This window comes from Acidovorax sp. SUPP2539, from assembly GCF_030158975.1.
Lineage (GTDB): Bacteria > Pseudomonadota > Gammaproteobacteria > Burkholderiales > Burkholderiaceae_C > Paracidovorax.
Map to the genome: position 1 here is coordinate 519,079 of NZ_BQXJ01000003.1, position 24,813 is coordinate 543,891.

At 60.4% G+C, this 24,813-nt stretch carries 21 protein-coding genes and 1 tRNA gene; 13 read left to right on the forward strand and 9 right to left on the reverse strand.

Going from position 1 to position 24,813, the window contains the following annotated elements:
• Window positions 1–190 precede the first annotated feature (190 nt).
• The 3 genes from AVTE2539_RS13695 (at window position 191) to AVTE2539_RS13705 (ending at window position 3,481) form a co-directional block, all read left to right on the forward strand.
• Window positions 191–1,627: a coniferyl aldehyde dehydrogenase gene (locus AVTE2539_RS13695; RefSeq protein WP_284411347.1), complete on the forward strand. Its 1,437-nt coding sequence runs from the start codon at window positions 191–193 to the stop codon at window positions 1,625–1,627.
• A 120-nt stretch (window positions 1,628–1,747) separates the two neighbouring features.
• Window positions 1,748–2,269 (forward strand): GNAT family N-acetyltransferase, encoded by a 522-nt coding sequence (locus AVTE2539_RS13700; protein ID WP_092744242.1) that lies wholly within the window; start codon window positions 1,748–1,750, stop codon window positions 2,267–2,269.
• 39 nt (window positions 2,270–2,308) lie between these two features.
• Complete coding sequence (locus AVTE2539_RS13705) at window positions 2,309–3,481, forward strand: methyltransferase (RefSeq protein ID WP_284411349.1); 1,173 nt, start codon at window positions 2,309–2,311, stop codon at window positions 3,479–3,481.
• Window positions 3,482–3,518: 37 nt separating this feature from the next.
• Here AVTE2539_RS13705 and AVTE2539_RS13710 read toward each other — a convergent pair whose 3' ends face one another.
• The gene (locus tag AVTE2539_RS13710) at window positions 3,519–4,004 is read right to left on the reverse strand and encodes a hypothetical protein (RefSeq protein ID WP_284395708.1); all 486 of its coding nucleotides are present in this window, start codon (window positions 4,002–4,004) and stop codon (window positions 3,519–3,521) included.
• A 194-nt stretch (window positions 4,005–4,198) separates the two neighbouring features.
• On the opposite strand from AVTE2539_RS13710, the gene AVTE2539_RS13715 reads away from it, so the two are divergent.
• Both AVTE2539_RS13715 and AVTE2539_RS13720 read left to right on the forward strand, forming a co-directional pair.
• Entirely contained in the window at window positions 4,199–5,638 is a 1,440-nt protein-coding gene (locus AVTE2539_RS13715) for a YdgA family protein (RefSeq protein WP_284411351.1), read from the forward strand.
• 198 nt (window positions 5,639–5,836) lie between these two features.
• Entirely contained in the window at window positions 5,837–6,802 is a 966-nt protein-coding gene (locus AVTE2539_RS13720; protein ID WP_284395702.1) for a tRNA dihydrouridine synthase, read from the forward strand.
• Window positions 6,803–6,914: 112 nt separating this feature from the next.
• Here AVTE2539_RS13720 and AVTE2539_RS13725 read toward each other — a convergent pair whose 3' ends face one another.
• The 7 genes from AVTE2539_RS13725 to pilV all read right to left on the reverse strand — a co-directional run bounded on the left by AVTE2539_RS13725 (window position 6,915) and on the right by pilV (window position 16,655).
• Window positions 6,915–8,720 carry a phospholipase D family protein gene (locus AVTE2539_RS13725; protein WP_284411353.1) on the reverse strand — a complete coding sequence of 602 codons (1,806 nt, stop codon included), beginning with the start codon at window positions 8,718–8,720 and terminating at the stop codon, window positions 6,915–6,917.
• Window positions 8,721–8,784: 64 nt separating this feature from the next.
• Complete coding sequence (locus tag AVTE2539_RS13730) at window positions 8,785–9,363, reverse strand: GspH/FimT family pseudopilin (RefSeq protein WP_284411355.1); 579 nt, start codon at window positions 9,361–9,363, stop codon at window positions 8,785–8,787.
• On the reverse strand, window positions 9,360–9,869 hold the full coding sequence (locus tag AVTE2539_RS13735; protein ID WP_272567965.1) for a type IV pilin protein: 510 nt from the start codon (window positions 9,867–9,869) through the stop codon (window positions 9,360–9,362). The genes AVTE2539_RS13730 and AVTE2539_RS13735 overlap by 4 nt, the downstream gene beginning before the upstream one ends.
• 8 nt (window positions 9,870–9,877) lie before the next feature.
• The gene (locus AVTE2539_RS13740; RefSeq protein ID WP_284411357.1) at window positions 9,878–14,299 is read right to left on the reverse strand and encodes a pilus assembly protein; all 4,422 of its coding nucleotides are present in this window, start codon (window positions 14,297–14,299) and stop codon (window positions 9,878–9,880) included.
• A 10-nt stretch (window positions 14,300–14,309) separates the two neighbouring features.
• Entirely contained in the window at window positions 14,310–14,948 is a 639-nt protein-coding gene (locus AVTE2539_RS13745; RefSeq protein WP_284411359.1) for a pilus assembly PilX family protein, read from the reverse strand.
• 1 nt (window position 14,949) lies between these two features.
• On the reverse strand, window positions 14,950–15,981 hold the full coding sequence (locus tag AVTE2539_RS13750) for a PilW family protein (protein WP_284405980.1): 1,032 nt from the start codon (window positions 15,979–15,981) through the stop codon (window positions 14,950–14,952).
• Window positions 15,978–16,655 carry a type IV pilus modification protein PilV gene (gene pilV / locus AVTE2539_RS13755; protein WP_284411362.1) on the reverse strand — a complete coding sequence of 226 codons (678 nt, stop codon included), beginning with the start codon at window positions 16,653–16,655 and terminating at the stop codon, window positions 15,978–15,980. Before pilV ends, AVTE2539_RS13750 begins: the two co-directional genes overlap by 4 nt.
• A 138-nt stretch (window positions 16,656–16,793) precedes the next feature.
• On the opposite strand from pilV, the gene ribD reads away from it, so the two are divergent.
• Window positions 16,794–17,906, forward strand: a complete 1,113-nt coding sequence (gene ribD, locus AVTE2539_RS13760; RefSeq protein WP_284411364.1) for a bifunctional diaminohydroxyphosphoribosylaminopyrimidine deaminase/5-amino-6-(5-phosphoribosylamino)uracil reductase RibD — start codon at window positions 16,794–16,796, stop codon at window positions 17,904–17,906.
• Window positions 17,907–17,937: 31 nt separating this feature from the next.
• Here ribD and AVTE2539_RS26355 read toward each other — a convergent pair whose 3' ends face one another.
• Entirely contained in the window at window positions 17,938–18,213 is a 276-nt protein-coding gene (locus AVTE2539_RS26355) for a hypothetical protein (protein WP_284411366.1), read from the reverse strand.
• A 98-nt stretch (window positions 18,214–18,311) separates the two neighbouring features.
• Between AVTE2539_RS26355 and AVTE2539_RS13770 the strand changes: the two genes are divergently transcribed.
• The 7 genes from AVTE2539_RS13770 to AVTE2539_RS13800 all read left to right on the forward strand — a co-directional run bounded on the left by AVTE2539_RS13770 (window position 18,312) and on the right by AVTE2539_RS13800 (window position 24,756).
• Window positions 18,312–19,472 carry a pyridoxal phosphate-dependent aminotransferase gene (locus AVTE2539_RS13770; protein ID WP_284411628.1) on the forward strand — a complete coding sequence of 387 codons (1,161 nt, stop codon included), beginning with the start codon at window positions 18,312–18,314 and terminating at the stop codon, window positions 19,470–19,472.
• Between the two features lie 121 nt (window positions 19,473–19,593).
• A complete protein-coding gene (gene rpsO / locus AVTE2539_RS13775; RefSeq protein WP_007849123.1) occupies window positions 19,594–19,860 on the forward strand; it encodes a 30S ribosomal protein S15 in 267 nt (88 codons plus the stop codon).
• A gap of 206 nt (window positions 19,861–20,066) precedes the next feature.
• The gene (pnp, locus tag AVTE2539_RS13780; protein WP_284411368.1) at window positions 20,067–22,310 is read left to right on the forward strand and encodes a polyribonucleotide nucleotidyltransferase; all 2,244 of its coding nucleotides are present in this window, start codon (window positions 20,067–20,069) and stop codon (window positions 22,308–22,310) included.
• A gap of 91 nt (window positions 22,311–22,401) precedes the next feature.
• Complete coding sequence (locus AVTE2539_RS13785) at window positions 22,402–23,394, forward strand: NAD(P)H-quinone oxidoreductase (RefSeq protein ID WP_284411370.1); 993 nt, start codon at window positions 22,402–22,404, stop codon at window positions 23,392–23,394.
• Window positions 23,391–24,134 (forward strand): triose-phosphate isomerase, encoded by a 744-nt coding sequence (gene tpiA / locus AVTE2539_RS13790; protein WP_284411372.1) that lies wholly within the window; start codon window positions 23,391–23,393, stop codon window positions 24,132–24,134. Before AVTE2539_RS13785 ends, tpiA begins: the two co-directional genes overlap by 4 nt.
• A gap of 41 nt (window positions 24,135–24,175) precedes the next feature.
• Entirely contained in the window at window positions 24,176–24,550 is a 375-nt protein-coding gene (gene secG, locus AVTE2539_RS13795; RefSeq protein ID WP_272567979.1) for a preprotein translocase subunit SecG, read from the forward strand.
• Window positions 24,551–24,671: 121 nt separating this feature from the next.
• Window positions 24,672–24,756, forward strand: a tRNA-Leu gene (locus AVTE2539_RS13800).
• Window positions 24,757–24,813: the final 57 nt, after the last annotated feature.

Sequence of the window (24,813 nt, forward strand, 5' to 3'; positions counted from 1 at the left end):
GCCTTGGTGGCGCGCTCACCTGCTTTTGTGTTGGGACATCGGTGCCGGGCCGCGCCCGGGATCGCACCGCGCCCAGTCCGGCTTGGGGCGTCGGCCATCGGGCACGCGTTTCCCGCTTATTTTCCCGAATGAGGCACTTGGAGACCTGGATTTACAGGCGGTTGCAAGGGCGCTGCCTATGATGCGTGGAATGACCCCTGCCGATATCCGCCACCAGTTCGAAATCCAGCGGCGTGCCAGCCGGGACCATGCCGACGTGCCCCTGCTGGTGCGCCGAGAGCGCCTGCTGCGGGTGCGCAAGATGCTCGACGAACACGGTCCGGTGCTCGCGGCGGCGGTGCAGGCCGATTTCGGCATGCGGTCGCCGCGCCTGACCGAGGTGGCCGATCTGTTCGTGCTGCGTGCGCAGCTGTCGCACACGTTGCGGCACCTGGCCCGATGGGCCAAGCCCCGCAAGGTCTTCACCCCGGTGTTCCTGCAGCCGGCGCATGCCTGGGTGCAGCGGCAGCCGCTCGGCGTGGTGGGCGTGATCGCGCCGTGGAACTATCCCGTGCAGCTGGCGCTGGCGCCGGCCATCGGCGCTCTCGCGGCGGGTAACCGGGTGATGCTCAAGCCCAGCGAACTCACGCCCCACACCTCTGCGCAACTGGCCTCGCTGGTCTCGCAGTTCTTTTCGCCCGATGAGTTCTGCGTGGTGCAGGGCGATGCCGCCGTGGCGGCGCTGGTCGCCTCGCTGCCGTTCGACCACCTCTTGTTCACCGGCTCCACGGCGGTGGGGCGCAAGGTGGCGCAGGCCGCCGCCGTGCACCTGACACCCACCACGCTGGAGCTCGGGGGCAAGTCCCCGTGCATCCTCGATGCGGACTGCGACCTGCAGGACGCCGCGCTCAAGATCGCACACGGCAAGCTGTTGAACGCGGGCCAGACCTGCATCGCCCCGGACTATGTGCTGCTGCCGCGCGGGCGCGAAGCCGCGTTCGGCGAGGCCTACCGCGCCGCCGTGGCACGGCTCTTTCCGTATTTCGAGGGCAATCCCGACTACGCCTCCGTCATCAACCCCCGGCAGCTGGCGCGCCTGCGCACCATGCTGCAGCAGGCGCAGACGCAAGGCGCCGACGTGCAGGTGCTGGAACCCGTGCCCGGCTCCCCGCCACCGCCCGCGCAGGGCATCGGCGACGGGGTGGGGCGGCAGATGCCGCCGGTGCTGGTCTTCAACGCCAGCCTGAACATGCAGGTGATGCAGGAAGAGATCTTCGGCCCCGTGCTGCCCGTGCTGGGCTACGAGCGGCTGGACGACGCCATCGCGCACATCAATGCTGGGCCGCGGCCGCTCGCGCTGTACTGGTTCGGCCGCAACGAAGCCGTGCGCGACGATGTGCTGCGCCGCACGGTGAGCGGCGGCGTCACGGTGAACGACACGCTCATGCACATCACGCACGACAACCTGCCGTTCGGCGGGGTCGGCGACAGCGGCTGGGGCGCCTACCACGGCGAGGCGGGCTTTCTGCGCTTTTGCCACCAGAAGTCGGTGCTGGTGCAATCGCGCTGGTCCATGGGCTCGGCGCTCTACCCGCCGTATGGCGCGCGTTTCGACCGCGTCATGGGCCTGCTGCGCCGCTGGCTTTAGGCGCCACGGGGCCTTCGCACAGGGCCCGGGACAGCCGGGGGCTGGAGTGGAAAAACCATTTGCGGCGACAATGCCGCTCCTTTCGTTTTTTCATCCCCCTGTTTTCGTCCCGTTTTTTCCATGTCCAGTATCCAGGTCCGTCCCGCCACGCTTCGCGATGCCAAAGCCATTGCACAGATCCATACCGTCTCCGCAGCCGAGGTATACCGTGGCTTGTTGCCTGACGACCAATTGAAATCCCTGTCTTCGGTCGAGAAGCGCCAAGCCTACTGGCGCGAGGCCATCGAGTATTGCGAGCCCCAGGTCCAGGTGGCCGTGGACGGCGACAAGATCGTCGGCTTCGTCGGCTTCGACCGTTCGCGCGATGAAAAATCCCGTCCCACCACCGGCGAAATCTGGGCCATCTACGCCGCCCCGACCCACTGGAGCCAGGGCGTGGGCGTGGCCCTTTGGGACGCCGCACGCGACGGCCTGCAGGAAGAGGGCTGCACCAACGTCACCGCCTGGGTGCCGCTGCGCAACGAACGCGCGCTGCGCTTCCATGAACTGGCCGGCTTCAAGCGCGAAATGTCCACGGCCAAGACCGCTGTCGTCGGCGGTGTGAAGATCGAGGAAGTGCGCCTCAAGCGCCCCTTGAACTGATCCGCCGCCTCCCCTGACTTTCCTTTTCGCACACCCTTCATGATCCACTGGACCGAGCACGGCGAGGAGCGCTCAGCGCCCTGGCGCAGCGAGAGCAACGCTGCGGCGCCCCGGCGCGTGGTGCTGGCCGACGATACGCTCGCGGCCGACACCGCCTACCGGCTGGCGTGCGAGGGCACGGGCCTGTTGTGGCGCGGCGATTTCCAGAACGCGCGGCACTTGCTGCAGGCGCTCATGCGCCGCGCGGACAAGAAGCCCAAGGCCAAAGGGGCCAAGGCTGGCCGCAAGGCGCAGGCCGCAGGCACTGCCGCCGAGAGCGCGATCCCTGCCCAGGCCTTCCATCTGCACCGGCAGGCCCAGGCGCAACGTGCGCGCACGCTGGGCATGCTGCTCGTGCCGGTGGAGGGGGACCGCACCATCGCGTTGCGCCGTGCGCCCGATTGGCGAGAGGCATTCGCCGAGGCCTGGGGCCCGGCCAACGGCACCGCCTGCGTGGTGTCGCTGCGCGAAATGCTGGGGCTGGTGGGGGCGCACGAGTGGCGCAAGAAGGGCGTGGAGATTCCCGCCCTGGGCACGCCTCAGTCACCGCGCCGCATCCATCCGCATTACGGCGTGTTTTCGCCCGTGCGCGGGGAGTACGTGGACCTTGTGGCCCAGGCGCCGCTGCCGGCCAGGGAGCTGGCCTTCGACATCGGCACCGGAACGGGCGTGCTCGCGGCGGTGCTGGCCCGGCGCGGTGTGCACCGCGTCGTGGCCACCGACCAGGACCCCCGCGCTTTGGCCTGCGCCCGCGACAACGTCCATCGGCTGGGCCTGTCGGCCCAGGTCGAGGTGGTGCAGGCCGATCTCTTTCCCGCGGGCCAGGCGCCGCTGGTGGTGTGCAACCCGCCCTGGTTGCCGGGGCGTGCCAGCTCGTCCATCGAGCATGCGGTGTATGACGAAGACAGCCGCATGCTGCGCGGCTTTCTGTCGGGCCTCAAGGCGCACCTGGCGCCGGCCGGCGAAGGGTGGCTGATCCTGTCCGATCTGGCGGAGCACCTGGGCTTGCGCTCGCGTGACCAACTGCTCGACTGGGTGGCCGGCGCAGGCCTGCGGGTGGTCGATCGGCACGAGGTGCAGCCCCGCCATGCCAAAGCCGCGGACGCTACCGATCCGCTGCATGCCGCGCGCTCGGCCGAGCGCACCTCGCTCTGGCGGCTGGCTGCGCTTTAGGCGCTGCGCCGGGCGCTAAGCACCACCGGTTTCGTTTTTACGCCGGCAGCAACTGCTCCATGCGCTCGCGCACGGCGGCAGCGCGTTCGGGGCCGGCCAGCAAGGTGATTTCGTCCAGCAGCGCCTCGCTCACGTCCAGCATGCTGTCGCGGTCGCGCGCACCGCGCAGCGCTTCATGGAAATTACGGGCCAGGTCGGCATTGCGCCGTGCGAACATGCGCTCGCAAATGTCGAACAGGTACATGCGCGCACCGGCCAGCGAACGCAGGGCGTTCGAGGGTGCCGGGGCTTCGTTCGTGGCGGCCGGCGCAGTGGAAGGCGCGGGCGTTGTGCTGGGGCTGGCCAGGTAACCCTGGCGCATCAGTTGCTCGACGATCTGGGCGCCGATGCCGTTGTACATGGCCTGCAGGTCCTTCATCGGCCGGCCATCGGCCAGCAGCAGCAGGGAGCGTTCTCGCAGGCTCAGTGTTCGCACGCCCGGGGACAGTTCCAGGCGGGCCTTGTCGGTTCTCAGGAGCAGCATGGAAAGGGCAAAGATCAGGCGGGAGCCTGATTGCAGCGCACTCCCGTGACGTGGCGATGACGCCAGCAGGGCCACGCGGCTGCGTGCGGCCAATGCACCACGGTTCGTGCGCCGGATGCGGACCTTGCCGCGAAGGCCGGTGGTATTCTCGCGGGCTTCGCCCAGGGGGGAGAAGCATGCTGACGGAACACCCAATGAACAAGAAAACAATTGCAGGCGCCGCCGTGGCGCTGGTTGTCGTGGCCTATGGTGGCGCGACCTGGTATCTGGGCCAACGGGCCCAGTCGAGCTACGAGGAGGCGCTGGTCGATCTGCGCCAGGCCCTGGGCCCGGAGGCCATCGTTTCCGAGGAATACCACAAGGGCTTCTTCTCATCGCAGGCCAAGCTGGTGCTGCAGTGGACCCCGCCCCGCACGGCCGAGCAGGTGGAGGCCAATGTGCCGCCATCCCCGCCGTTGCGCCTGGCCGTGAACAGCAACGTGCACCATGGCCCGCTGGCGGGCCGCCGCCTGGCGGCCGCCGTGGTCGATTCGCGCTTTGCGCTGGAGGGTCTGGACGCGCAGGCCACCAAGGACCTCGCCAAGGTGACCGCTCCCACCCTGACCACTGTGCACCACCTGACGGGCCGGCACGACCTCCATTTCCAGTTGCCCGCAGGTGAAGTCGGCAACGAGGAGATGACGTTGCGTTGGCAAGCCATGGTCACCGACATGACCCTGAGCGGAGACCGCAAACGCGTCAAAGGCAGCTTCCAGTGGCCCGAATTCGCGATGGTCGGAATGCCCGGTGGTACCCCGGACGAAGACGACGAAGAGGCCAAGCCGGTGGCCCGCATCACCATGGCCATGAAGGGCATGGACGGCACGTTCGAGAACGAAGTGATCGAAGGCATGTGGCTCTTCGGGCCCGGCACCGGCACGGTGCGGCTCGCGGAGATGGACGCCAGCAGCACCCCGGCCGCAGGCGGTGCGGCGACGTCCCTGTTCTCTCTGAAAGAAGTGGCCGGGTCGTCCACGATCGAGAGCAATGGCGCCACGATCAGCATCGCCACTGCGCTCAACGGCAAGGGCAGCATGGGCCCGCTGAATTTCGAATCGGTGGGCTTCGAAGAAAAGTTCCAGCGCATCGACCTGGAAACGATCAAGCGCTTTCAGCAGGCACTGATCGAGGCCTATCGCACGCAGGGCCTGGCAAACGCGGCCTCCCAAACGGAAGAGCGCATTCTGGCCTTGCTGGAAGAGAGCGCTCCCCGCCTGGTGGCAGCCCTTCCGGCTTACTCGATGAAGCTCATGGCCACCTACCAAGGCCAGCAGGGGCAGATCGAGTACGGCGGCGAAGTGCAGCGCGCTCCCTCGGCCGAAGAGGTTGCGCAGACGGGCTGGAAGGCCGCGTTGATCAAGGGCTCGATGCTGAATGCCAGCGCGCGTTTGCCCAAGGCGTGGATTGCGCCCATCGCCGAGGCCGCAGGCAAGAAAGACATGAAGAGCGAAGACATGGATGCCATGATCGGCATGGCCCAGGCTGCCGGGTTCCTGCGACAGGAGGGGGACAACCTGACCAGCGTAGTGAAAATGGAAGCCGGCCAGGTCAAGCTCAACGGCAAGAGCATCGACCTGCCGAAGGGGACTTTCTAAAATAGCGGTGCTTCGGTGGCTTCGGCCATCGGTCGGCTGCTCGCCAGGGCCCTTCGGGCCCTTTTTGTTTTTCCGGGGGGCCGGGCCGTTCGTGGGGCTGCAGGCAGTCCTTTTCCTTGTCGTTACCTTCATCGGGAATTCCGGATTCACGGCCATGGGCGCTCGGCGCCGGTGGCGAAAAGGCCCATTCACGCTGCCATGACCTTGCTGCTTGCGCCCATGGAAGGGCTACTCGACTTCGTGCTGCGCGACGTGCTCACCCGCGTGGGTGGGGTGGACCGCTGTGTGTCCGAGTTCATTCGCATCACCGGCACCTTGCTGCCTGACAAGGTGTTCCTTCGCTACCTCCCGGAACTGCGCCATGGCGGTAGGACGCTGGCGGGCGTGCCGGTGCGGGCGCAGTTGTTGGGCTCCGATCCCGTCAGTATGGCCGAGAACGCGGCGCGCCTGGCGGCACTGGGGCCCGAGGGGATCGACCTGAACTTCGGCTGCCCGGCCAACGTGGTCAACCGCCATGGGGGCGGTGCAGCGCTGCTCAAGGAGCCGGAGCGCATCGCTGCCGTGGTCGAGGCCGTGCGCCGTGCCGTGCCGCCGCACCTGCCGGTGTCCGCCAAGATGCGGCTGGGCTACCACGATGCCTCTCTGGCCCGTGAATGCGCACAGGCCATGCAGGCCGGCGGCGCGTGCGAATTGGTGGTGCATGCGCGGACCAAAGCCGACGGCTACCGGCCGCCGGCCTACTGGGAGCAGATCCCGGCTGTGCGGGATGCCGTCTCCATCCCGGTAGTGGCCAATGGCGAGATCTGGACTGTGGCCGATGCGCAGCGCTGCCGCGAGGTGTCGGGATGCAGCGCCCTGATGCTTGGAAGGGGCATGGTGGCCGATCCCGGCCTGGCCCTTGCGATCCGCTCGGCGGACGCTGGTGACGCCGACGCGCCTGCATTGCCTTGGTCGGCGCTGCAGCCGCATCTGTCCGATTTCTGGCGTCTGGTCTGCGAAGACCTGGAGCCCCGGCAGCGCGCGGGCCGGCTCAAGCAATGGCTCAACTTGCTGCGCCGGCGGTTTCCGGAAGGCGAGGTGGCGTACCAACAGGTGCGCACCATGACGGATCAACAAGACATCACGCAATGGCTGCAACGGCAGCCGATGCCCGATCCGGCTTGAAACCAACTTGTCCTGAGGGTATGGCGGCCCTGCCTCGGCTGAGTGCGGACAAGACGGTTCCGTCAGTTCGCACCTGAGGCGTGGGCCCGCGAAGCAGGCCGCCTGTTTCGCGCTACAAAAGGTGATCCGGTGCCAATGGACCCAGGAGCTTCAGCAGCAAACGCAGTCCCAGACCGGTATCGGGGTCCGTCGTGGCGTCTTCGAGGCCGCTGCCCTGGGGGGCTCGCCAAACCAATCCCTGTTCGGTCTTCTCCAGTCGCCAGGCGCCTTCGCGCATGGCGGTTTCGATCTGCTCTGACGCCATGCGGGAGAGGGCCCGGCTTTGGATCAGCAGGGCAATCTCGGTGTTCTGCAACTGGGAGCGCAGATCCAGGTTCATCGAACCCACCACCAGCAGCCGGCCGTCCAGCACCAGCACCTTGGAGTGCAGCATCGACCGGGACTCGCCCGTGGCGGCGGCCCCCGATGAGCCGAACGTCGACTTGAGGCCTGCCTGCTCGCTGCGCAGTTCATACAGCTGCACGCCCATGGCCAGCAATTCATCGCGGTGCCGTGCGTAGCCCACATGGGCAACCGGCGCATCGTTGGAGGCCAGCGAATTGGTGAGCACCCGCACGCGGACTCCCCGTGCCACGGCATCGGCAAACGCCTTCTTCATGTCCTCGCCGGGCACGAAGTAAGGCGAAATGATGAGCAGGTCCTGCCGTGCCTGGGCCAGCAACTGCAGAAGGCCGTCCACCACGGTTTCTCCTTGCGCTGCATGTTCTGCAGAGGCCTGGAGCGCCTGCGTCCGCGGTGTCGTGTAAGAGGGCGCGTTGTTGTCGGAATGGGAACCGGATGCGCTCACCTCGACAGCCGCCCCTGGCTTCATGTCGCCCACGGGAATGCCGCGCTCGCCTTCGGCGGGAATCTTCGCGGGTTGGTCCGCCAGCATGGCGGCCGGCGCCCAGACGAAGGCTGCCGCACCGAGGTCCATGGCTTGTTCGTTCCAGACGCGCTCGCGCTGCGCCTGCGTGGGTCCATCGCTGGATGGGCGGGGCTCGCCGTCCGGCGGCTTGGGCCCATCCCGCCGGTCAGAGGCCGCAGTGCGCGTCCCTGAAGGGGGGGCGTTGTTGTTGTCGCCATCACCCTGTCGCTGCTGTTCGGACACTGGCGCCGTCGAGGTCTGATCGCGCAACCGTGCCAGTTCCTGCTGGGTGATGAGCGATTGCACGGGGTAGGCGCGCTGGTTGTTCCAGTAGCTGTCGAAGCTGCGGGACAGATCCTGGACGATGGGGCCCACGGCGAGCACGTCCAGATCCACGAAATTGCCCGAATCGGCATTGCCGAAATAGGCATCGCCCAGATTGCGCCCGCCCGTTACGCCCATCACGTTGTCCGCGATGAACAGCTTGTTGTGCATGCGTTGCTGCACCCGGGAAAAATCGGTGACAGAGCCCCACAAGCGCCCCAGCATCGAACCACGCGGTCCAGCGACCGGGTTGAACATCCGCATTTCCACATTGGGCTGAAACGCCATGCCCATGACCAAGGCATTGCGCCCCGTGCTGTGAAAGTCGTCCAGGAGAATGCGAACACGTACCCCGCGCCGTGCCGCCGCTGCAATGCCGCGCAGCAACCGCTCGCTGCTGGTATCCGCATGGATGGCGTAGTACTGCAGGTCCAGTGTTTTCTGTGCGTTCTCCACCAGGGCGAGGCGGCTGCCATAGGCTTCCTGGGGGCCGCTGAGCAGGAGAAAACCGGAGTCGTGGCGTGCTTGGGCGCCGCGACGACGATCGTCCACGATCTTGGACAAAACCGTATTGCCGGTAGGTAACTCTGCGTGTGAGACAGGGCGTTCAACTCTATCAGGCAGACCGGCACAACCTGAAATGAAGAGCAGGGCGACAAGCGCTGAAATACCGCGGTGACTGTACAAACTGGGATGTCTCACTCGTAAGGATCTTGTGGATGGCCGGTTCGCTAGGTTGAGTGAATATTATTTAATTTGAGGCCGTGGCCGTACAGTTGGAATCAGTGGATGGCTTGCACGATCGTGCTCTTCCAGTCTTCGAAATAATGATTCTTCGCGTTTCTTCATTTTGTGTGGCGGTGGATACATCATTTCTTTTGATGGAAAGAGTGAGATTTTCTGAGGAACTGCCGTCTTTTTTTCTGGAAAATCCCGAACTGTCAAACGTCAAATAAGGATCGGTACCACTGGAAGTGCCGTTTCCCGATATGGTGAAGTAGCTGGCTGGCGCCTCTTGCTTCATCACCGTCACATCCCCGCTTTCGCTATAGCTCTGGTTGCGATCCTTGTCGACGAATACGATCCATCCACTGCCCCAATCGGCGCCGCTGGCGGGAATGACATATGCACTGGCATTTTGCTTCATGGCTTCCGCCTTTGCGGTATTGATGGCGACCAGCAGAGAACTGGTCAGTGAAGAGAGCTGAGAGTTGCGTTGGAAGGACTGGAAACCTGGCACAGCCACCAAAAGCAATATGGCAGCAATCGCCATCGTTATCACCAGTTCAATCAGCGTAAAACCGAACTGTGTTTTTGGTTTTTTACTCATGGCCAGCACAATCTAGGATTGCTTGTGTTGCCAGTGCATTTCTTCGTGCCATTGCTCATCAACTCCAAATTACCGACGACTGGGTCTGATTTCACTGGAGTTGCGATCACTCTGACACACTGAGAAATCGGCAAGGTCCCACTGCCTGTGGCGGGGCATGTATTGGCTGACAGCAGATAAGCCGCAGCAGGTAGGCCCCCATCGCCAGAAAAGGTTTTAAAGGGAACCGTTGAAGCCGTGACCCCCCCGCACGCTGTGGATGGCGAGGGTGCGAGGGCCGTGGCAGTGCCACTGCTATTGCTGAATGCCAAGTAGCAATTATTTTGGGTCATGTATCGCTCCTGTTGCTGCAGAAGCTCTGCCAAGGCGGCTCGCCCCTGCGCTCGCCGCCCTTTCAGAATGGAGTCGTTGTAAGCAGGATAAGCAACTGCTGCCAGAATGCCTATCACCGCCACCACAATCATGAGTTCTATCAGAGTGAAACCCCGGTTTGCTTGAGCTTTCATGGCGTGATTCAATTGTTTTTCATGTCTTGGTAGTTATTGATCTGGCGCCAGCTCAGTCGGCCGACGGCCTCGGTGATGCTAACGACTTGCGTGCTTGTACTGACACCGGATTGCCCGATGGTCGTGCTCCTCAAGGTGGTGGTTCTCCAGCCCCGACCGGTGCTGTCGAGTGGCGTCGGCGGGGTTTCGGATTCATTCACAAAGAACATGCTCGGTCCCAGTAGACCCACGGTCGATAGGTTGTATTTTCCTGAACCATCACCAATATTGACTACGTAGGCATTGCTGGTCCCAGGCGTGTTGGTGCAAGTTCCGGTAGCTCCGGTTGCACCAGGAATGATCGTATTGAAAGTTGCATAGAGACTGCCTTGGTCACCAATGGCGCTGACCAATTTTTCCCCAGAAACCGGCATATCAAAATACCAACCAGAACGTTGTGTCGCATCGGTATCCGACATGGCCCGGCCCCATTTGAATGCGCCGACCGTGATGACCCTTGTGCCAGTATTGATGGCGCCTTGTTTCAGCCGCGCCCGCCCACTGATAACACTTGCCGCAGCAGGAGAGTTGTCTGCAGTCGTAGTACCGTTGTCGTAAACGGCATAGAAGCTGTTGGTCGCGGTCGATGTATTGTCCGCGGTTTCCAGATATTTCCCTGTGCCGAAGGTCACATAGAAGGTTTCCAGTCCGGATACCGCCGGTCCCGAGAATATGGCCGGTGCTGCAGTAATGGGTTGGATGGTATTGCTCGAATCTTTGGCAATATACAAGGGGTAGGGTACCGGCGACCCTGCAGTGCCCTTGTTGAATGCCGTCAATTTATTCATATTCCAATCACTGGTAGGCTGGTTTTTCGAAAAATCCAGTTTCCAGAGGTTGCCGTGAAAGTCGCCCATGTAGATCTGCGTGACTTCTCCAGCACTGCCCCAGAGCGGTTGAAAATTGGCAAGCCCCGTCGCTTTCCCTGCACTCAGCGTACTATCAATGGGCAAAGAGATCTTGAAATAGTTGGTTCCCAAAGTCCAGGAAGTTCCAGGCTGCTTGTCCAGTGCCAGCAAGAAAAGAGCAGGCTGTCCAGTCGCGCTGAACACCCCATTGACGTCTGGCACATAGTTGTTTGCCCCGCTCGCCACCACTGCAAACCACCGATAGGTGCTGGTGCTGGAGCTTCCACTGGTTTTCAGTTTCAGAATCTGCGGCTTTCCGATCACTTGGCCCATGTCGGCGTCATCGGAACGCTTGAATTCCCACATGACGTTGGAGGCGGCAAAGGTGGAGGGGTCAGACACGTCCAACGCAAAAACCCCAGAGCCTCCACCCCCTGTTCCCGAAACCAGAACGGTTTTCCAGTCGGACGCCGTGCCATTGAACGCCACTTGCGCCTCTCCCACGACCGGCGACGCATCGACGTAGCTTTGGTGGTTGGTCACATAGCTGGTGTTTGTCAATGCTGAGAGTTTAGGCCCAAGCCAACTGGGAATATAGGCAAACAATTCGTCGCCAGTTCCTGCGTTGAATGAATGCAGCATGCCGTCATTCGCGCCAACAAAAACGGCTGGGGTGCGGGCGTTATAGCTATTCCTGAAGGCTGCATAACCGGCTCCGGAATAGGCTGTGGTAGGTGCACCTGAATAAACGACGCTGGAATTGACGATGTCTCCAAGCAATGAGCTGCGCACGCGGAAAGGATTTCCTTCCTTGGTTCGATCCCCTCTCAAAAAGCTGACACGCGCCGAACCTTGCCCATCTGAAGATGCGGTAGGCTCCGCTTTATTGAGATAGCCTTGCAAGGTGCTTTCAATGGTTAACCAAGTAAATGACGCCGCCACTGGATTGGCGTTCCCAGCGGTATTGCCTACAAAAATCTTGCGATTAGTTGCAGGCGAAGCCATTACCGATAGGCGGTCAGCGGCGCTCCAATTTTGAGAGCCCAGGCTAAGACTCGTACCAGAAACAGTCAGAGGTTCAGCGACGACGTCTCCGCTCCAGTTGCTGGTATCAAACTTGGCAGAATAGACAACGCTTCCCGACGTGCTGCTGATGGTCGTAGAAGAGGCTGAGCTGCCTGCGATGCTTCTGGCTTGGGTCGACGCCCTGCTGAAAATATCGTCAAAGGCTGAAAGGACACCACGTGCACTACTTTGAAGGTAGTAGGTGCCAGCCTCGCCAGGATCATTTTGCTTTTGCCAGACATTGTTGTCGTTGGTGCCGTCTTGGCGCTTGAAAGGATTGCCATAGGTGTTGTACGGCCTGGCTGCAGCGTTGCTGGGATCCGATTCGAAGCCGCCATACTTGGAGGCCATGAAAAACTGATTGGCAAAACGGCGTGTCGAGACGTTGTTTTGGTCCCCGTACTCGTTGACGTCGAAAAGGAACGTTTTGACTCGGAGTCCTGGGCGCTGTTTTGCGGGGGCAGCGGTCCAATCGGATCCACGAATGTCGTGCGTGTGAGACCAGTATGCCGACCCCATGATCTGGCTGGTTTGAGTGCCACTCGGCACGCTACCGTTGGCCCCATTGGGATTGCCAGTGGTTCGGGTCACATTTTGACCATCTTGATAGGTCGTTGCTTGATTCCGCTCAAAAGCTTGAACCGTGCTACGCCATGCATTGATGTTCGGAATATTATTTGCCAAATCAGGCGTTGGCAGCCTGTTTCCGTCATGGGTGTTCACGTCTCCAATGACAACCACGTTGCTTTTCAAGCAAGAATAATCCGATGAGCTGCTTCTGTTATCATATGGGTCGGTCCAGGTCGAATAAACCGGATAGCCATCATACATATCAGTTGAAATATTGCTCGTCGCAGCGGTGCTTGGCTGTAATCCTTGCAGGTATCTGATCGTTTCGTAATGGAGTTCACCGACGGGGTCATATATTTTGTAGCGACCCGGCACAGGTCCGGTTCTGCCAAATTTGTTCAGATAATTAATGACACCACTAATGTTCGGAGTTTGGCTGGTATTGTTATCGGGATTGGAGAGAAATACTCCGTTATTGGCATTCCATTCTGCATTGGGATTGCCACCGCTTGGAGTATTGTCCTGTCCCGTGGTGCTGAAGGTTTTGCTACCGACATATTTCATCGGTGCGCGAAGTACCCCGCCATAGCGGCCGTTGTTGTAGCTTGCCGTCTGGTCCATAAGATAACCAAAGGCAGCCAGTCGCATCTGATCACTGTATTTTTGAATAACACCTGTTGGTTTGTAATTGCCGTTGGGATACTGCCTGCACAAATTGTATGCAGCACGCACATCCTGCAAAACGCCAGAGGTGGTATTGCAGACTTGGACGCGGGCATAGAAAAAGCCATCGCTGTTCAAGTTTGCGTTCACAGGCGGTGTCCACGATCCGCTGTAGTTTCTGTAGTAACACTGCTTAGCAGTGCCGCTCTTCGGGTCGCCAAAGATGTCATTGGTACAAGCCACGCCATTCGATGCGGGAGCCACCTTCCAGTAATTCACACCATTGACCTTGACTCCGTACCAAACCTCTTTGGTGCCCGTAAAACTGCATGTGTTGTTTTCGGTGGCACACTGGGTGCTGCCATTGGGCAGGTTGGACGAGGAGTCGCTCACTGGCCCTACCGATGAATTGGTTGTTGGCGAGCCCAACTTATATGATGCGGGGCCTGTGGAGCAGTTTCCGGTGTTGGAGGTGCCAAAATAGATTCGATTCAAGGTATTCGCTACCCATATATCGTTTCCATTGGCAGCTGTGATCATTGCTGTGGGGACGGCTCCCCAATACGTCCCTGCACTTCCACCATCTTTTTGCAGTTGTTTGGCCGGAAAATTGCTGGTATTCCACATGCAGACCGGGTCCCCATTGGGAATAACTGCGCGTTGAAGTATGGTCAGGGAAGAGTTGGTAGTGGCTGTATCAATGTATCGATCACCGCCTGACAATGCCAGGCGGAGCATATCGATGGCTGAACTGCTGGCCCAGTTCAAAAAATTGCCGCTGAATGCATTGGTGCACTTCCGTGCGGTTGCAGCACCGCTGCGATCGAAACGCTTGTAGTCTGCTGCCGTCAAGCCACTGGCAGGGGTTTCAGCTGGGGAGTCATTATAGGTATAACAACTTTCCGCATCGTAATATCCCAAATATTCTTGCAGATTGGAATAGGTGTTATCTGTAGTGCCACCCGATGGGTATTGAGAGCCCACTGTTGGATATTCAACCGACAACGCCAGCGCCAGGGTGGGTTTATCCACCGCAGCTGCTGCATACAAAGGGTCTGCAGAAATATTAATTGCGGGTATGGCCGGCGCAGTGCCTGCGCTGAGTGCAACGAATGAAATGGTTGCCATGATAGGCACGGCTGCTAACGCAATCCATTTCGCAGAAGACGAGCTTTTAATGCTCTCTTTGAGTTTTGTAACGATTTTCATTGCCGTCGCAGGCCTGGGGGAAACAGAGTTATTCATATAGGCCTCTTCAATTTCTGAAAATCACTTGCGATACGGTCTGGGTGTCCGCATTCGGGCCAAACCCCATGGCAGTTATTCTGTAGATATATTTGACGTCTTTTGGATCTTTGGTGCGGGACATGGAGGGATCCGGGATGGGCTCTATGACATAGCGGGGAGGCTGTGCGGGTTGAATTCCTGCATTGCCTGAGGGAAATGTCCGTCCTGTATAAGTCCCGAATACCGTCGTCGGGGCATTGTTTGCTGTAATCGTGAAGTCCACGGCCAACCAAGCCGGCTTGCCTGTGGCGTTGAGAGCGCACAGACCGATTGTGTTTCCAGATGTTCCGCAGTCTTGGACAAATTGCGAGATATCTGTGCTGCCTCGTTTGAAGATGCTGTTTCTTTTTGTGGAAGAACTGGCTGGTTGTCCCAGAATGTCGAATTCTGCGTCCATCAAGGCAGCTTCGGTGGATTGCCAGGCGATTTGAGTATCCCGATCATTTCGAGTGCCACGCTCCGCCATCATCGAAATCTGCACTCCTGATATTCCCAATATAGAGACAATCACCAACAACAGCATCACTACAATTAATGATGCTCCTCGTTCTTTTGAAGCTCGAGGTAACACTGTGAATTTCACCGATAAATCTAGGAATTTCAGCATGCTAATTGTCTTGTTGATAGTTGCGCAGGTGTACCGTGAACGTAACGGTTTGCCGCAATCTGCCATCGGATGACGTGAACACGGTGCCTGGATCATTGCTTGCGTCTGCTAGGCCGCTGCCTATCGCGCCAGAACTGGAACCTTTGGCGATACCCAGCGGATAGAGAGTTTGAGAGCTCTTGTCAATAGCCGAACCGCTGGGGCCTCTGATAACCATGCCGATGCGCAGGCTCCTGACGCGCCGCCAATTGGAGTAGCTGACTGCCGCATCTGACGTGTTGGTGATCTGGTCGGCCCTTAAATAACGCTCAGGCCCATTTTCTGGCGAACTTGCTGCACTGGCCGGCAAAGTCGCATTGTTTGGACCGATGCCATCAACCCCGTAAAGCACTTGAAAGTTTTCCACTCCCCTGATCAAAGGCTCCGCTTCCAGAGAACCGGTTGAGCCGATATGGGTGCACATGAGAGATGGCTCACCGTCTTGTCCAACACCAACGTGCAATATACTCAATATGCGGTCGTATCGATCAACGGGCACTGCTGTCGGTGCCACACCCATGCAATCAATCATGGTTTGATCAGAAGTGGTCGCTGTTGGCACGAGCTGACTGGTTTGATTTCTCAGCACCAAAATATCGCTGCCTGCTCCCACCGCAGAGCCCCAGTTGGAGCTTTCATCCCACGCGTTGGTTTCGCTGCGTTTTTGATTATTAATCCCGTAAACATTCGGTGGTGGATTTGATTCGATTCCGGCCGTACTGTTGGGTACAGGGGTCGCAGCATCTCTCACGTCCTTGTATCCCGCCTGTACCCCTAAGCGCTGAATAAGATCGACGGCAAATCTACCGTTATCCCGGAGTTGTGAGGCTGCATCGACGCTGCTGAAGCCCTGCCTGGATACCACCAATGCGGCCACCGCCGCCAGTACAATCAGCAGGCTGATGACCATTGCTACCATCAGTTCGATAAGGGTCAAGCCCTTTTGTCGATGTTTGGCAGCTAAATAATTCTGCATGACATTATTCTTTTTCATATCGAACTGGCGTTGCCACTGGTCACTGGAAAAATAATATAGGGAACGCTTGTTGAACTGCTCGCCTGCTCAAGCAAGTCGCTCCCAATTTTGCTTCTGTCAGTAGAATTGCGGGTCCAGCCAATCTTTATGACGGCAATCTCATTTGAATTTGTTCCGGCAGGAGGACATGCCCATCGAGGAATACCGTTGCTATCATATGGAGCGCTGTCAAAACAGATAACCACACGGGCTCCAGGCAGGGTGTTGTCTACCCTGGCGAGCCAATCCGTCATTTCTGCGTTGGCAATATCAGTTGCGGACGTGCAACCTGTGGCCGCATTGCCCACGCTCAGGCAATACGATGGAGTGGCTGGGACCATGGAGCCGCTAGAGAGAGATACCAGATATGGGTTATCAGCAGTTGCTGTCTTGACGCCGACTTCTTTGTTGCCCCGCATCATTTCGGCCAGTTCCCTCGCCAACATCGCAGCTTGTGCTTGCAATCGAGCCTCTCTGTTCGACTGCAGTGCAAAAGCCTGCATGCCAACCAAGCCCAGCATGCCGAAAGACAGCACCATGATCGCGACCAGGACTTCAACCAAGGTAAAGCCTAGAGATTGCCTGATGGGTCGTGGACTGGAAGGGGTTTTGGCGGCCAGCCTGGGCGTTGGTAACAGGGCAGGGAATGTCATGTGCGAATGTTACGGAGGTCTCCTCCAGTTCACCCACCCATCCTGTGCCGTTGGCGCCATAAGGCTGACCGTTTGGCGGCAGAATGGGCGGCTGCCCGCCAAACCGTGGCATCCAAGACTGGAGTTTCCTCAAGCCGTATGAACAAGTTAGCAGAGCCAAACTTCATGGGGAGGGCATTGGAGTTGGCGCAGCAAGGCCTCTTTCGTACCTCGCCCAATCCACGCGTCGGCTGCGTGATCGTCGATGCTTCTGGCACGGTGCTGGGCGAAGGATCTACACAGCCGGCAGGTCAGGCGCACGCGGAAATCATGGCGCTGCGCGATGCCCGTGAGCGTGGGTTGTCGGTAGAAGGGGCCACTGCCTATGTCACTTTGGAGCCCTGTTCGCATCATGGGAGAACCGGCCCATGCTGCGATGCTTTGGCTGACGCGGGATTGAGCAAGGTGTTTGCCTCCATCACCGATCCCAATCCCATGGTGGCGGGGCGGGGGGTGAGCAAATTGCGCGAGCGTGGCGTGGAAGTAGACGTGGGCCTTGAAGCGCAAGCATCCCGCGAGTTAAACCTTGGTTTTTTCAGCCGCATGATCCGCCGACGCCCCTGGGTTCGCATGAAGGCGGCGGCCTCTCTGGATGGCTTGACGGCCTTGCATGGAGGTGAGAGTCAATGGATCACGTCGCCCTTGGCGCGCTCCGATGGTCATGCCTGGCGTGCACGGGCGTGTGCGGTGTTGACCGGAATCGGCACCGTTCTTGCGGATGATCCACGGCTGGATGTCCGGGAGGTGGAGACGCCTCGCCAACCTGACTTGATTTTGTTGGACAGTCAGTTGAGGGTGCCACTGCACGCGGCCATTTTCAAAGCCGAGCGCCGGGTTTTTATTTACACGGCCATTCAGAACCCTGAAAAAGAAGCGCTGCTGGCCTCACTCGGGGTCACCGTGCTGCATTTGCCCAATGCCGAGGGTCACATCGACCTTGCTGCCCTGATGTTGGATCTGGGTCGCCTGCAAATGAATGAAGTGCATGTGGAAGCGGGCAGCCAGTTGAATGGCGCGTTGCTGCAAGCGGGGTTGGTGGACGAGGTGCTGCTTTATCTGGCACCCAAATTGTTGGGCCCTGGATTAGGCATTGCCCACCGGACTGCACTGTCCAGGCTATCCGACGGAACCGATATGACATTTCAATCGGTCGATATGGTTGGCCCGGACCTGCGCGTGGTCGCGCGGCTGTCCGGCCATGCTGATTTTTAAGACCCGATTTTCGCCTCGGCTTCTTGAAAGCTCATGGCTTGGCATATCCAAGACACGCCCCGGCGTTCGGTCGCCCTTTGCATTCTCTGTACAGCCTGCGATCGCGTTCGGCAGTCGACTCTTCGGAGGCGCTTCGCGGGGTGGTCGTTTTCAGCTTGACCGTGTTCTTTCTTTTGTTGCCCTGCGCTGAATTCGAAGCATGGGTCGTTGCCGTGGCATGGGCCTCTAGCGTATTCATGCTGAGTGAGACCCCGGCGCAAAGCATGAAGGCAACTTCCGCAAGGTGTTTGGCAGTTAGAGTGGGCATGGGTTCCTCCCTGGGATTTTGATTTCAGGATATTGTGGCGTAAGAGCATGGTGGAAGCCGCTACGATGCCCGCTGATCTTTTTGCCCTGGAAGTTTCGATGCGCGCTACCGTCATCCATCTTGAAGAATCCAAAATCCGTGAAGTGGCCAACGCGGGAATGGGCCGCAGCGATGTGCTTGCTTTCTGGTTCGGCGAAAGCGATGAGGTCACCCCTGAGCCTGTGCGGCAGGCGGCCATGGAATCTCTTGAGCGGGGAGAAACCTTCTACTCACATAACCTGGGGCTACCCGAGCTGCGCACCGCGATCGCCTCGTACACGAGCGCATTGCATGGGCCGATCGCTGCAGACCGGGTGGCCGTGACCTCGGGCGGGGTGAACGGGCTGATGCTGTCCATGCAGGCGTTGCTCGATCCTGGTGACGAGGTGGTGGCGGTGACGCCGGTGTGGCCCAACCTGACGGCGCAGCCCCAAATCATGGGCGCTCGGCTGCGATGCGTTCCATTGCGTCCTCAGCGGGAGGGCGCATGGGTATTGGACATGGATGCGCTGTTGGCTGCCATCACCCCCTCCACGCGGTTGCTGATCGTGAATGCACCCAACAATCCCACGGGCTGGACGCTCACGCGCGACGAGCAGCGTCAAATCATCCAGCACTGCCGTACGACGGGCACGTGGATACTGGCCGACGAGGTGTACGAGCGGCTTTATTACGACGATCCATCCAACTCGGTGTGCGCGCCCAGCTTTCTGGATTTGGCAGAGGCTGAGGACCGATTGGTCGTGGTGCAGAGCTTTTCCAAAAGCTTCCTCATGACGGGCTGGCGTCTGGGTTGGCTGGTCATGCCGGCCGAGATGACCCATCACATGGGCAAGCTCATCGAGTTCAATACCTCGTGCACCAGTGTCTTCACCCAGCGGGCGGGAATTGCGGCTTTGCAGCATGCGTCAGAAATCACGCCCCGTGTCGTCTCTCATCTTCAGGTGTGCAGGGATGCGTTGGTTCCCTTGCTGCAGGCGCTGCCGGGCATTGAGGTCGCCAGTCCGCGTGGTGGCATGTATGCGTTCTTTCGGCTCACCGGCCAGGGCGACTCTCTGGATTTGGCCAAGCGGTTGGTGCGGGAAGCCGGTTTGGGGTTGGCACCGGGCAACGCGTTCGGTCTGGAGGCGCAAGGATGGTTGCGTTGGTGCTTTGCCTCCCGCGATCCTGAGCGGTTGGTGCAAGGGGTGCAACGGCTCAAAACATGGCTCGGGGTATAATCGCTAGGTTTTGCATGGTGCAAGACGCACGCTTGTGGCCATTCCAGCCGCTTGCGCAAGTAAGACAGGGGCAGGGCAGCCATGCGCTGCAATCACCGGCCCCGCAATTCAAGGAAAACCAATGATCGCATCCTCTATCAAGGCCGAAGTCGTCAAGGCCAACGCCCGTGCTGCCAACGATACCGGTAGCCCGGAAGTTCAAGTGGCCCTTCTGACGGCCCGTATCAACGAACTGACCCCTCACTTCAAGACCCATGCCAAGGATCACCACGGTCGCCGTGGCCTGCTGCGCATGGTGAGCCGCCGCCGCAAGCTGCTGGACTACCTGAAGGCGAAGGACGCTGAGCGTTATACGGCATTGATCGCCAAGCTGGGTCTGCGCAAGTAAGCGCATTCGCATGCCGAAACGCCTGGGTTAGCACGCTAGCTCAGGCGTTTTTTACTTCGGAGCCGCAAAACAGAGCGAAGCTGTGTCATTCCAATGGCCTTGTTCCATCGAGGAAAAGGGCAGGGCCACTGGAATGGCATCGTGTTCTGAATTGCACTCCTTTGCAGGCTGGTTCTGTGTAGCCAGCGATTAAAAATGGAGCAAACATGAGCATTTTCAATAAAGTCACCAAGTCCTTCCAGTGGGGCGACAAGACCGTCGTCATGGAAACGGGCGAAATCGCCCGCCAAGCGTCCGGCGCCGTGCTGGTCAACATCGATGACACCGTCGTTCTGGCCACGGTGGTGGGCTCCAAGACCGCCAAGCCCGGGCAGGACTTTTTCCCCTTGACGGTGGATTACATCGAGAAGACGTACGCTGCCGGCAAGATCCCTGGCAGCTTCTTCAAGCGCGAAGCCAAGCCCAGCGAGCATGAAACGCTCACGAGCCGCCTGATCGACCGCCCGATCCGCCCTCTGTTCCCCGAAGGCTTCTTCAACGAAGTGCACGTGGTCATCCATACGGTGTCGCTGAATCCTGAAGTGGATGCGGACATCGCCGCCATGATCGCCGTGAGCGCTGCGCTCTCTATCTCCGGCATCCCGTTCAACGGCCCGATCGGTGCCGCTCGCGTGGGCTATATCAATGGCGAATATGTGCTGAACCCCGGCCAGACGGCGCGCAAGAATTCCCAGATGGACCTCGTGGTGGCGGGCACCGAAGCTGCCGTGCTGATGGTCGAGTCGGAAGCGCAACAGCTGTCCGAAGAGATCATGCTGGGCGCCGTGGTGTTCGGCCATGAGCAAGGCAACATCGCGATCAACGCAATCCACGAATTGGTGCGCGACGCTGGCAAGGCCGTCTGGGACTGGCAGCCGCCAGCCAAGGACGAGCCCTTCATCGGCAAGGTCAACGCCCTGGCGGAAGAAAAGCTGCGCGAGGCTTATCAGATCCGTAGTAAGCAGGCCCGCACGCAGGCTCTGCGCGAAGCCACGGCTTCCGTTCTGGCGGCTTTGAAGGCGGAAGGTGCTGACTTTGACGCCGTCAAGGTCGAAGGCCTGTTGTTCGACATCGAAGCCAAGATCGTTCGCAGCCAGATCCTGGCGGGCGAGCCCCGCATCGACGGCCGCGATACCCGCACGGTCCGTCCCATCGAAATCCGCAATGGTGTGCTTCCCCGCACCCACGGTTCCGCCCTGTTCACGCGCGGCGAAACCCAGGCACTGGTGGTTTCCACGCTGGGTACCGAGCGGGACGCCCAGCGCATTGACGCACTGGCCGGCGAGTACGAAGACCGTTTCATGATGCACTACAACATGCCTCCCTTCGCCACGGGCGAAGTGGGTCGCATGGGTTCGACCAAGCGCCGCGAAATCGGCCACGGCCGTCTGGCCAAGCGCGCGCTGGTGGCAGTGCTGCCGACCAAGGAAGAGTTTCCTTACACGATGCGCGTCGTGTCTGAAATCACCGAGTCGAACGGCTCTTCCTCGATGGCTTCGGTGTGTGGCGGCTGCCTGTCGCTGATGGATGCAGGCGTGCCGATGAAGGCGCACGTGGCGGGTATCGCCATGGGTCTGATCAAGGAAGACAACCGTTTTGCCGTGCTGACCGACATCCTGGGCGACGAGGATCATCTGGGCGACATGGACTTCAAGGTGGCCGGCACCACGGGTGGCATCACCGCGCTGCAGATGGACATCAAGATCCAGGGCATCACCAAGGAAATCATGCAGGTCGCACTGGCGCAAGCCAAGGAAGCGCGCCTGCACATCCTGGGCAAGATGCAGGAAGCCATGGGCGAGGCCAAGACCGAGGTCAGCAACTTCGCACCGAAGCTGTTCACGATGAAGATCAACCCCGAGAAGATCCGTGACGTGATCGGCAAGGGCGGTGCGGTGATCCGTGCCCTGACGGAAGAAACCGGCACGCAGATCAACATCGACGAAGACGGCACCATTACGATCGCATCCACCGACAGTGCCAAGGCAGACGAGGCCAAGCGCCGCATCGAGCAGATCACGGCGGAAGTCGAGATCGGCAAGATCTACGAAGGCCCCATCGTCAAGATCCTGGACTTCGGCGCATTGATCAACCTGCTGCCCGGCAAGGACGGCCTGTTGCACATCAGCCAGATCGCTCATGAGCGTGTCGAGAAGGTGACCGACTATCTGACCGAGGGCCAGATCGTCAAGGTCAAGGTGCTGGAGACGGACGAGAAGGGTCGCGTCAAGCTGTCGATGAAGGCTTTGGCCGATCGCCCCATGGGCGACAGCGGCGGCCGTCCTGCACCTGCCGAGCGAGGTGAGCGCTCGGACCGTGGCGAGCGCCGTGAGCGCCGCGACGGTGCCGATCAGCAGCAACAGCAACAGTCCCTGGCTTCCGGCGAGTCGTCGGGTCAGATGGACGCCTGAGCCCCAACGCGATTGAAATGAGCGCTGCCGGCGCGGGCTTTGTCTGCGCCGGCGCGGTATTCATCTCGACTTTTGTAGCAAGGTGATGGCTATGCGTGTGGTGGAAATCGAAAGCCCGGGCGGTCCCGAGGTTCTGCGTCTGGCAGAGCGCCCGGTGCCCGAGCCGACCCAGGGTGAGTTGCTCATTCGGGTCGCTGCCAGTGGCATCAACCGGCCCGACGTTCTGCAGCGCAAGGGGCACTATGCCCCGCCGCCGGGCGCGTCGGATTTGCCGGGGCTCGAGGTGGCAGGGGTGATCGAGCGGGGCGATCAGGCTGCGATGGACAAGGCGGGCCTGAAGGTGGGCGACCGCGTCTGCGCGTTGGTCGCTGGCGGCGGTTACGCCGAGTACTGCGTGGCCCCCGTCGAACAATGTTTGCCCGTGCCCGACGGGTTCAGCGACGTCGAGGCGGCCTCGCTGCCGGAAACGCTTTTCACGGTGTGGAGCAACGTGTTCGACCGCGGTCGTCTGCAATCCGGTGAAACGCTGTTGGTGCAGGGCGGAAGCAGTGGCATCGGCGTGACGGCCATTCAATTGGGGCGTGCATTCGGCGCCACGGTCATCGTCACGGCCGGCAGCGATGAAAAATGCGCGGCCTGCCTGGAAATCGGTGCCCATCACGCCATCAACTACAAGACCCAGGACTTCGTTGCGGAGGTGCAGCGCATCACCGGTGGCAAGGGCGCGGATGTGGTGCTGGACATGGTGGCAGGCGATTACGTTGCCCGCGAGATCGAGTGTCTTGCGGAGGATGGGCGCCTGGTGATCATTGCCGTTCAGGGCGGCATCAAGGCCGAGTTGAATGCGGGCCTCGTGCTTCGCCGCCGTCTCACTGTCACCGGCTCCACCCTGCGGCCCCGGTCCGTGGCGTTCAAAGGCGCGATTGCCCGTGCCCTGCGCGAGCAGGTGTGGCCACTGCTGGCATCCCGGAAGGTTCGCCCGATCGTGCACAGCACGTTTGCCGCGGCGGAGGCTTCCAAGGCGCATGCGCTGATGGAGTCCAGCCAGCATGCAGGGAAAATTGTTTTGACGTGGAACGCATGAAAAAGAAATTGATTGCCGGCAACTGGAAGATGAATGGTAGCCTGGCTTCCAATCAGGCATTGGTGAACGCGTTGCGCGAAGGCATGGGGCAACCCGGCTGCGACGTGGTGGTGGCAGTGCCTGCGCCTTACCTGGCGCAAGTGCAGGCCCTGGCCGAGGGCTCCGCTGTCGCAGTCGCCGCGCAGGATGTATCGGCGCACGAGTCCGGTGCCTACACTGGCGAGGCCTCTGCCGCCATGCTGCTGGAGTTCGGGGTGCGCTACGTACTGGTGGGGCATTCCGAGCGGCGCCAGTATCACGGAGAAACCGACGAGGTGGTCGCGGCCAAGGCGCAGCGTGCGCTGGCGGCGGGCATCACGCCCATCGTCTGCGTCGGAGAAACGCTGGCAGAGCGCGAAGCGGGGCAGACGCAGGCCGTCGTCAAGCGCCAACTGGCGGCCGTGGTTCACGCGAATGGGCACTGCATCAGCGAGATCGTGGTGGCCTATGAGCCCGTTTGGGCGATCGGCACGGGCCGCACCGCCACGCCTGAGCAGGCGCAGGAGGTCCATGCGGTGCTGCGCGCCCAATTGGCGGCGGCGAGCCCGCAGGCGGATCGCATCCGTCTGCTGTATGGCGGAAGCATGAATGCGGCAAATGCCGCCCAATTGCTGGCGCAGCCCGACATCGATGGTGGGTTGGTGGGCGGGGCGTCGCTCAAGGCGCAGGACTTTTTGCAAATCATCGCTTCGGCGCAATAAAGACGCCGGCATACAGCTATCAAATTAGGAGTAAATAGAGAATGAACGCGCTTGTGAATGTGATTTTGGCAGTGCAGATTCTGGCTGCGCTGGGAATGATCGGTTTGATCCTGATCCAGCATGGCAAGGGTGCCGACATGGGGGCAGCCTTCGGCAGCGGAAGCTCCGGCAGCCTGTTCGGTGCCAGCGGCAGCGCCAATTTCCTGTCGCGAAGCACAGCAGTGCTGGCGGGGGTGTTCTTCGTGGCGACGCTGGCGCTGGCATATTTTGGCAACGTCCGTCCCGCGGGTGTTGGCAGCGTGCTGGAAGTGCCTGGGGTCGTGGCGCCCGCTCAGCCGGCTTCCGGTGCGGCGTCCGAGGTGCCTGCGGCACCCGTGGTGCCGGCCTCCGGCGCTGGGCAGATTCCCACCAAGTAAGAAGAAAAGCGCAAAATTTGATCCTGCTCCTCGGAGCAGGGTTTTTCCGGAGTAGAATCCCGGATTGTCTGGAAAGCCAAAAACCCAACGGGTTCCTCATGCCATCCAGATGCATAAATCAGCCGTCGTGGTGAAATTGGTAGACACGCTATCTTGAGGGGGTAGTGGCGAAAGCTGTGCGAGTTCGAGTCTCGCCGACGGCACCAAAACAAAAGCCCATCCAACACGCCCATCCTGGGGCGTCTGGGTGCAGCTTCAGCGGT

Excerpts from the sequence above, each read along its gene's own strand:
- tpiA (WP_284411372.1), top strand. The coding sequence starts at position 23,391 with ATGAAAAAGAAATTGATTGCCGGCAACTGGAAGATGAATGGTAGCCTG.
- AVTE2539_RS13770 (WP_284411628.1), top strand. The coding sequence starts at position 18,312 with ATGCGCGCTACCGTCATCCATCTTGAAGAATCCAAAATCCGTGAAGTG.
- AVTE2539_RS13730 (WP_284411355.1), bottom strand. The coding sequence starts at position 9,363 with ATGAGTAAAAAACCAAAAACACAGTTCGGTTTTACGCTGATTGAACTG.
- AVTE2539_RS26355 (WP_284411366.1), bottom strand. The coding sequence starts at position 18,213 with ATGCCCACTCTAACTGCCAAACACCTTGCGGAAGTTGCCTTCATGCTT.
- ribD (WP_284411364.1), top strand. The coding sequence starts at position 16,794 with ATGAACAAGTTAGCAGAGCCAAACTTCATGGGGAGGGCATTGGAGTTG.
- AVTE2539_RS13750 (WP_284405980.1), bottom strand. The coding sequence starts at position 15,981 with ATGAAAAAGAATAATGTCATGCAGAATTATTTAGCTGCCAAACATCGA.
- AVTE2539_RS13710 (WP_284395708.1), bottom strand. The coding sequence starts at position 4,004 with ATGCTGCTCCTGAGAACCGACAAGGCCCGCCTGGAACTGTCCCCGGGC.
- AVTE2539_RS13715 (WP_284411351.1), top strand. The coding sequence starts at position 4,199 with ATGAACAAGAAAACAATTGCAGGCGCCGCCGTGGCGCTGGTTGTCGTG.
- rpsO (WP_007849123.1), top strand. The coding sequence starts at position 19,594 with ATGATCGCATCCTCTATCAAGGCCGAAGTCGTCAAGGCCAACGCCCGT.
- AVTE2539_RS13735 (WP_272567965.1), bottom strand. The coding sequence starts at position 9,869 with ATGAAAGCTCAAGCAAACCGGGGTTTCACTCTGATAGAACTCATGATT.
- pnp (WP_284411368.1), top strand. The coding sequence starts at position 20,067 with ATGAGCATTTTCAATAAAGTCACCAAGTCCTTCCAGTGGGGCGACAAG.
- AVTE2539_RS13695 (WP_284411347.1), top strand. The coding sequence starts at position 191 with ATGACCCCTGCCGATATCCGCCACCAGTTCGAAATCCAGCGGCGTGCC.
- AVTE2539_RS13745 (WP_284411359.1), bottom strand. The coding sequence starts at position 14,948 with ATGCTGAAATTCCTAGATTTATCGGTGAAATTCACAGTGTTACCTCGA.
- AVTE2539_RS13720 (WP_284395702.1), top strand. The coding sequence starts at position 5,837 with ATGACCTTGCTGCTTGCGCCCATGGAAGGGCTACTCGACTTCGTGCTG.
- AVTE2539_RS13785 (WP_284411370.1), top strand. The coding sequence starts at position 22,402 with ATGCGTGTGGTGGAAATCGAAAGCCCGGGCGGTCCCGAGGTTCTGCGT.
- secG (WP_272567979.1), top strand. The coding sequence starts at position 24,176 with ATGAACGCGCTTGTGAATGTGATTTTGGCAGTGCAGATTCTGGCTGCG.
- AVTE2539_RS13705 (WP_284411349.1), top strand. The coding sequence starts at position 2,309 with ATGATCCACTGGACCGAGCACGGCGAGGAGCGCTCAGCGCCCTGGCGC.
- AVTE2539_RS13740 (WP_284411357.1), bottom strand. The coding sequence starts at position 14,299 with ATGAATAACTCTGTTTCCCCCAGGCCTGCGACGGCAATGAAAATCGTT.
- pilV (WP_284411362.1), bottom strand. The coding sequence starts at position 16,655 with ATGACATTCCCTGCCCTGTTACCAACGCCCAGGCTGGCCGCCAAAACC.
- AVTE2539_RS13700 (WP_092744242.1), top strand. The coding sequence starts at position 1,748 with ATGTCCAGTATCCAGGTCCGTCCCGCCACGCTTCGCGATGCCAAAGCC.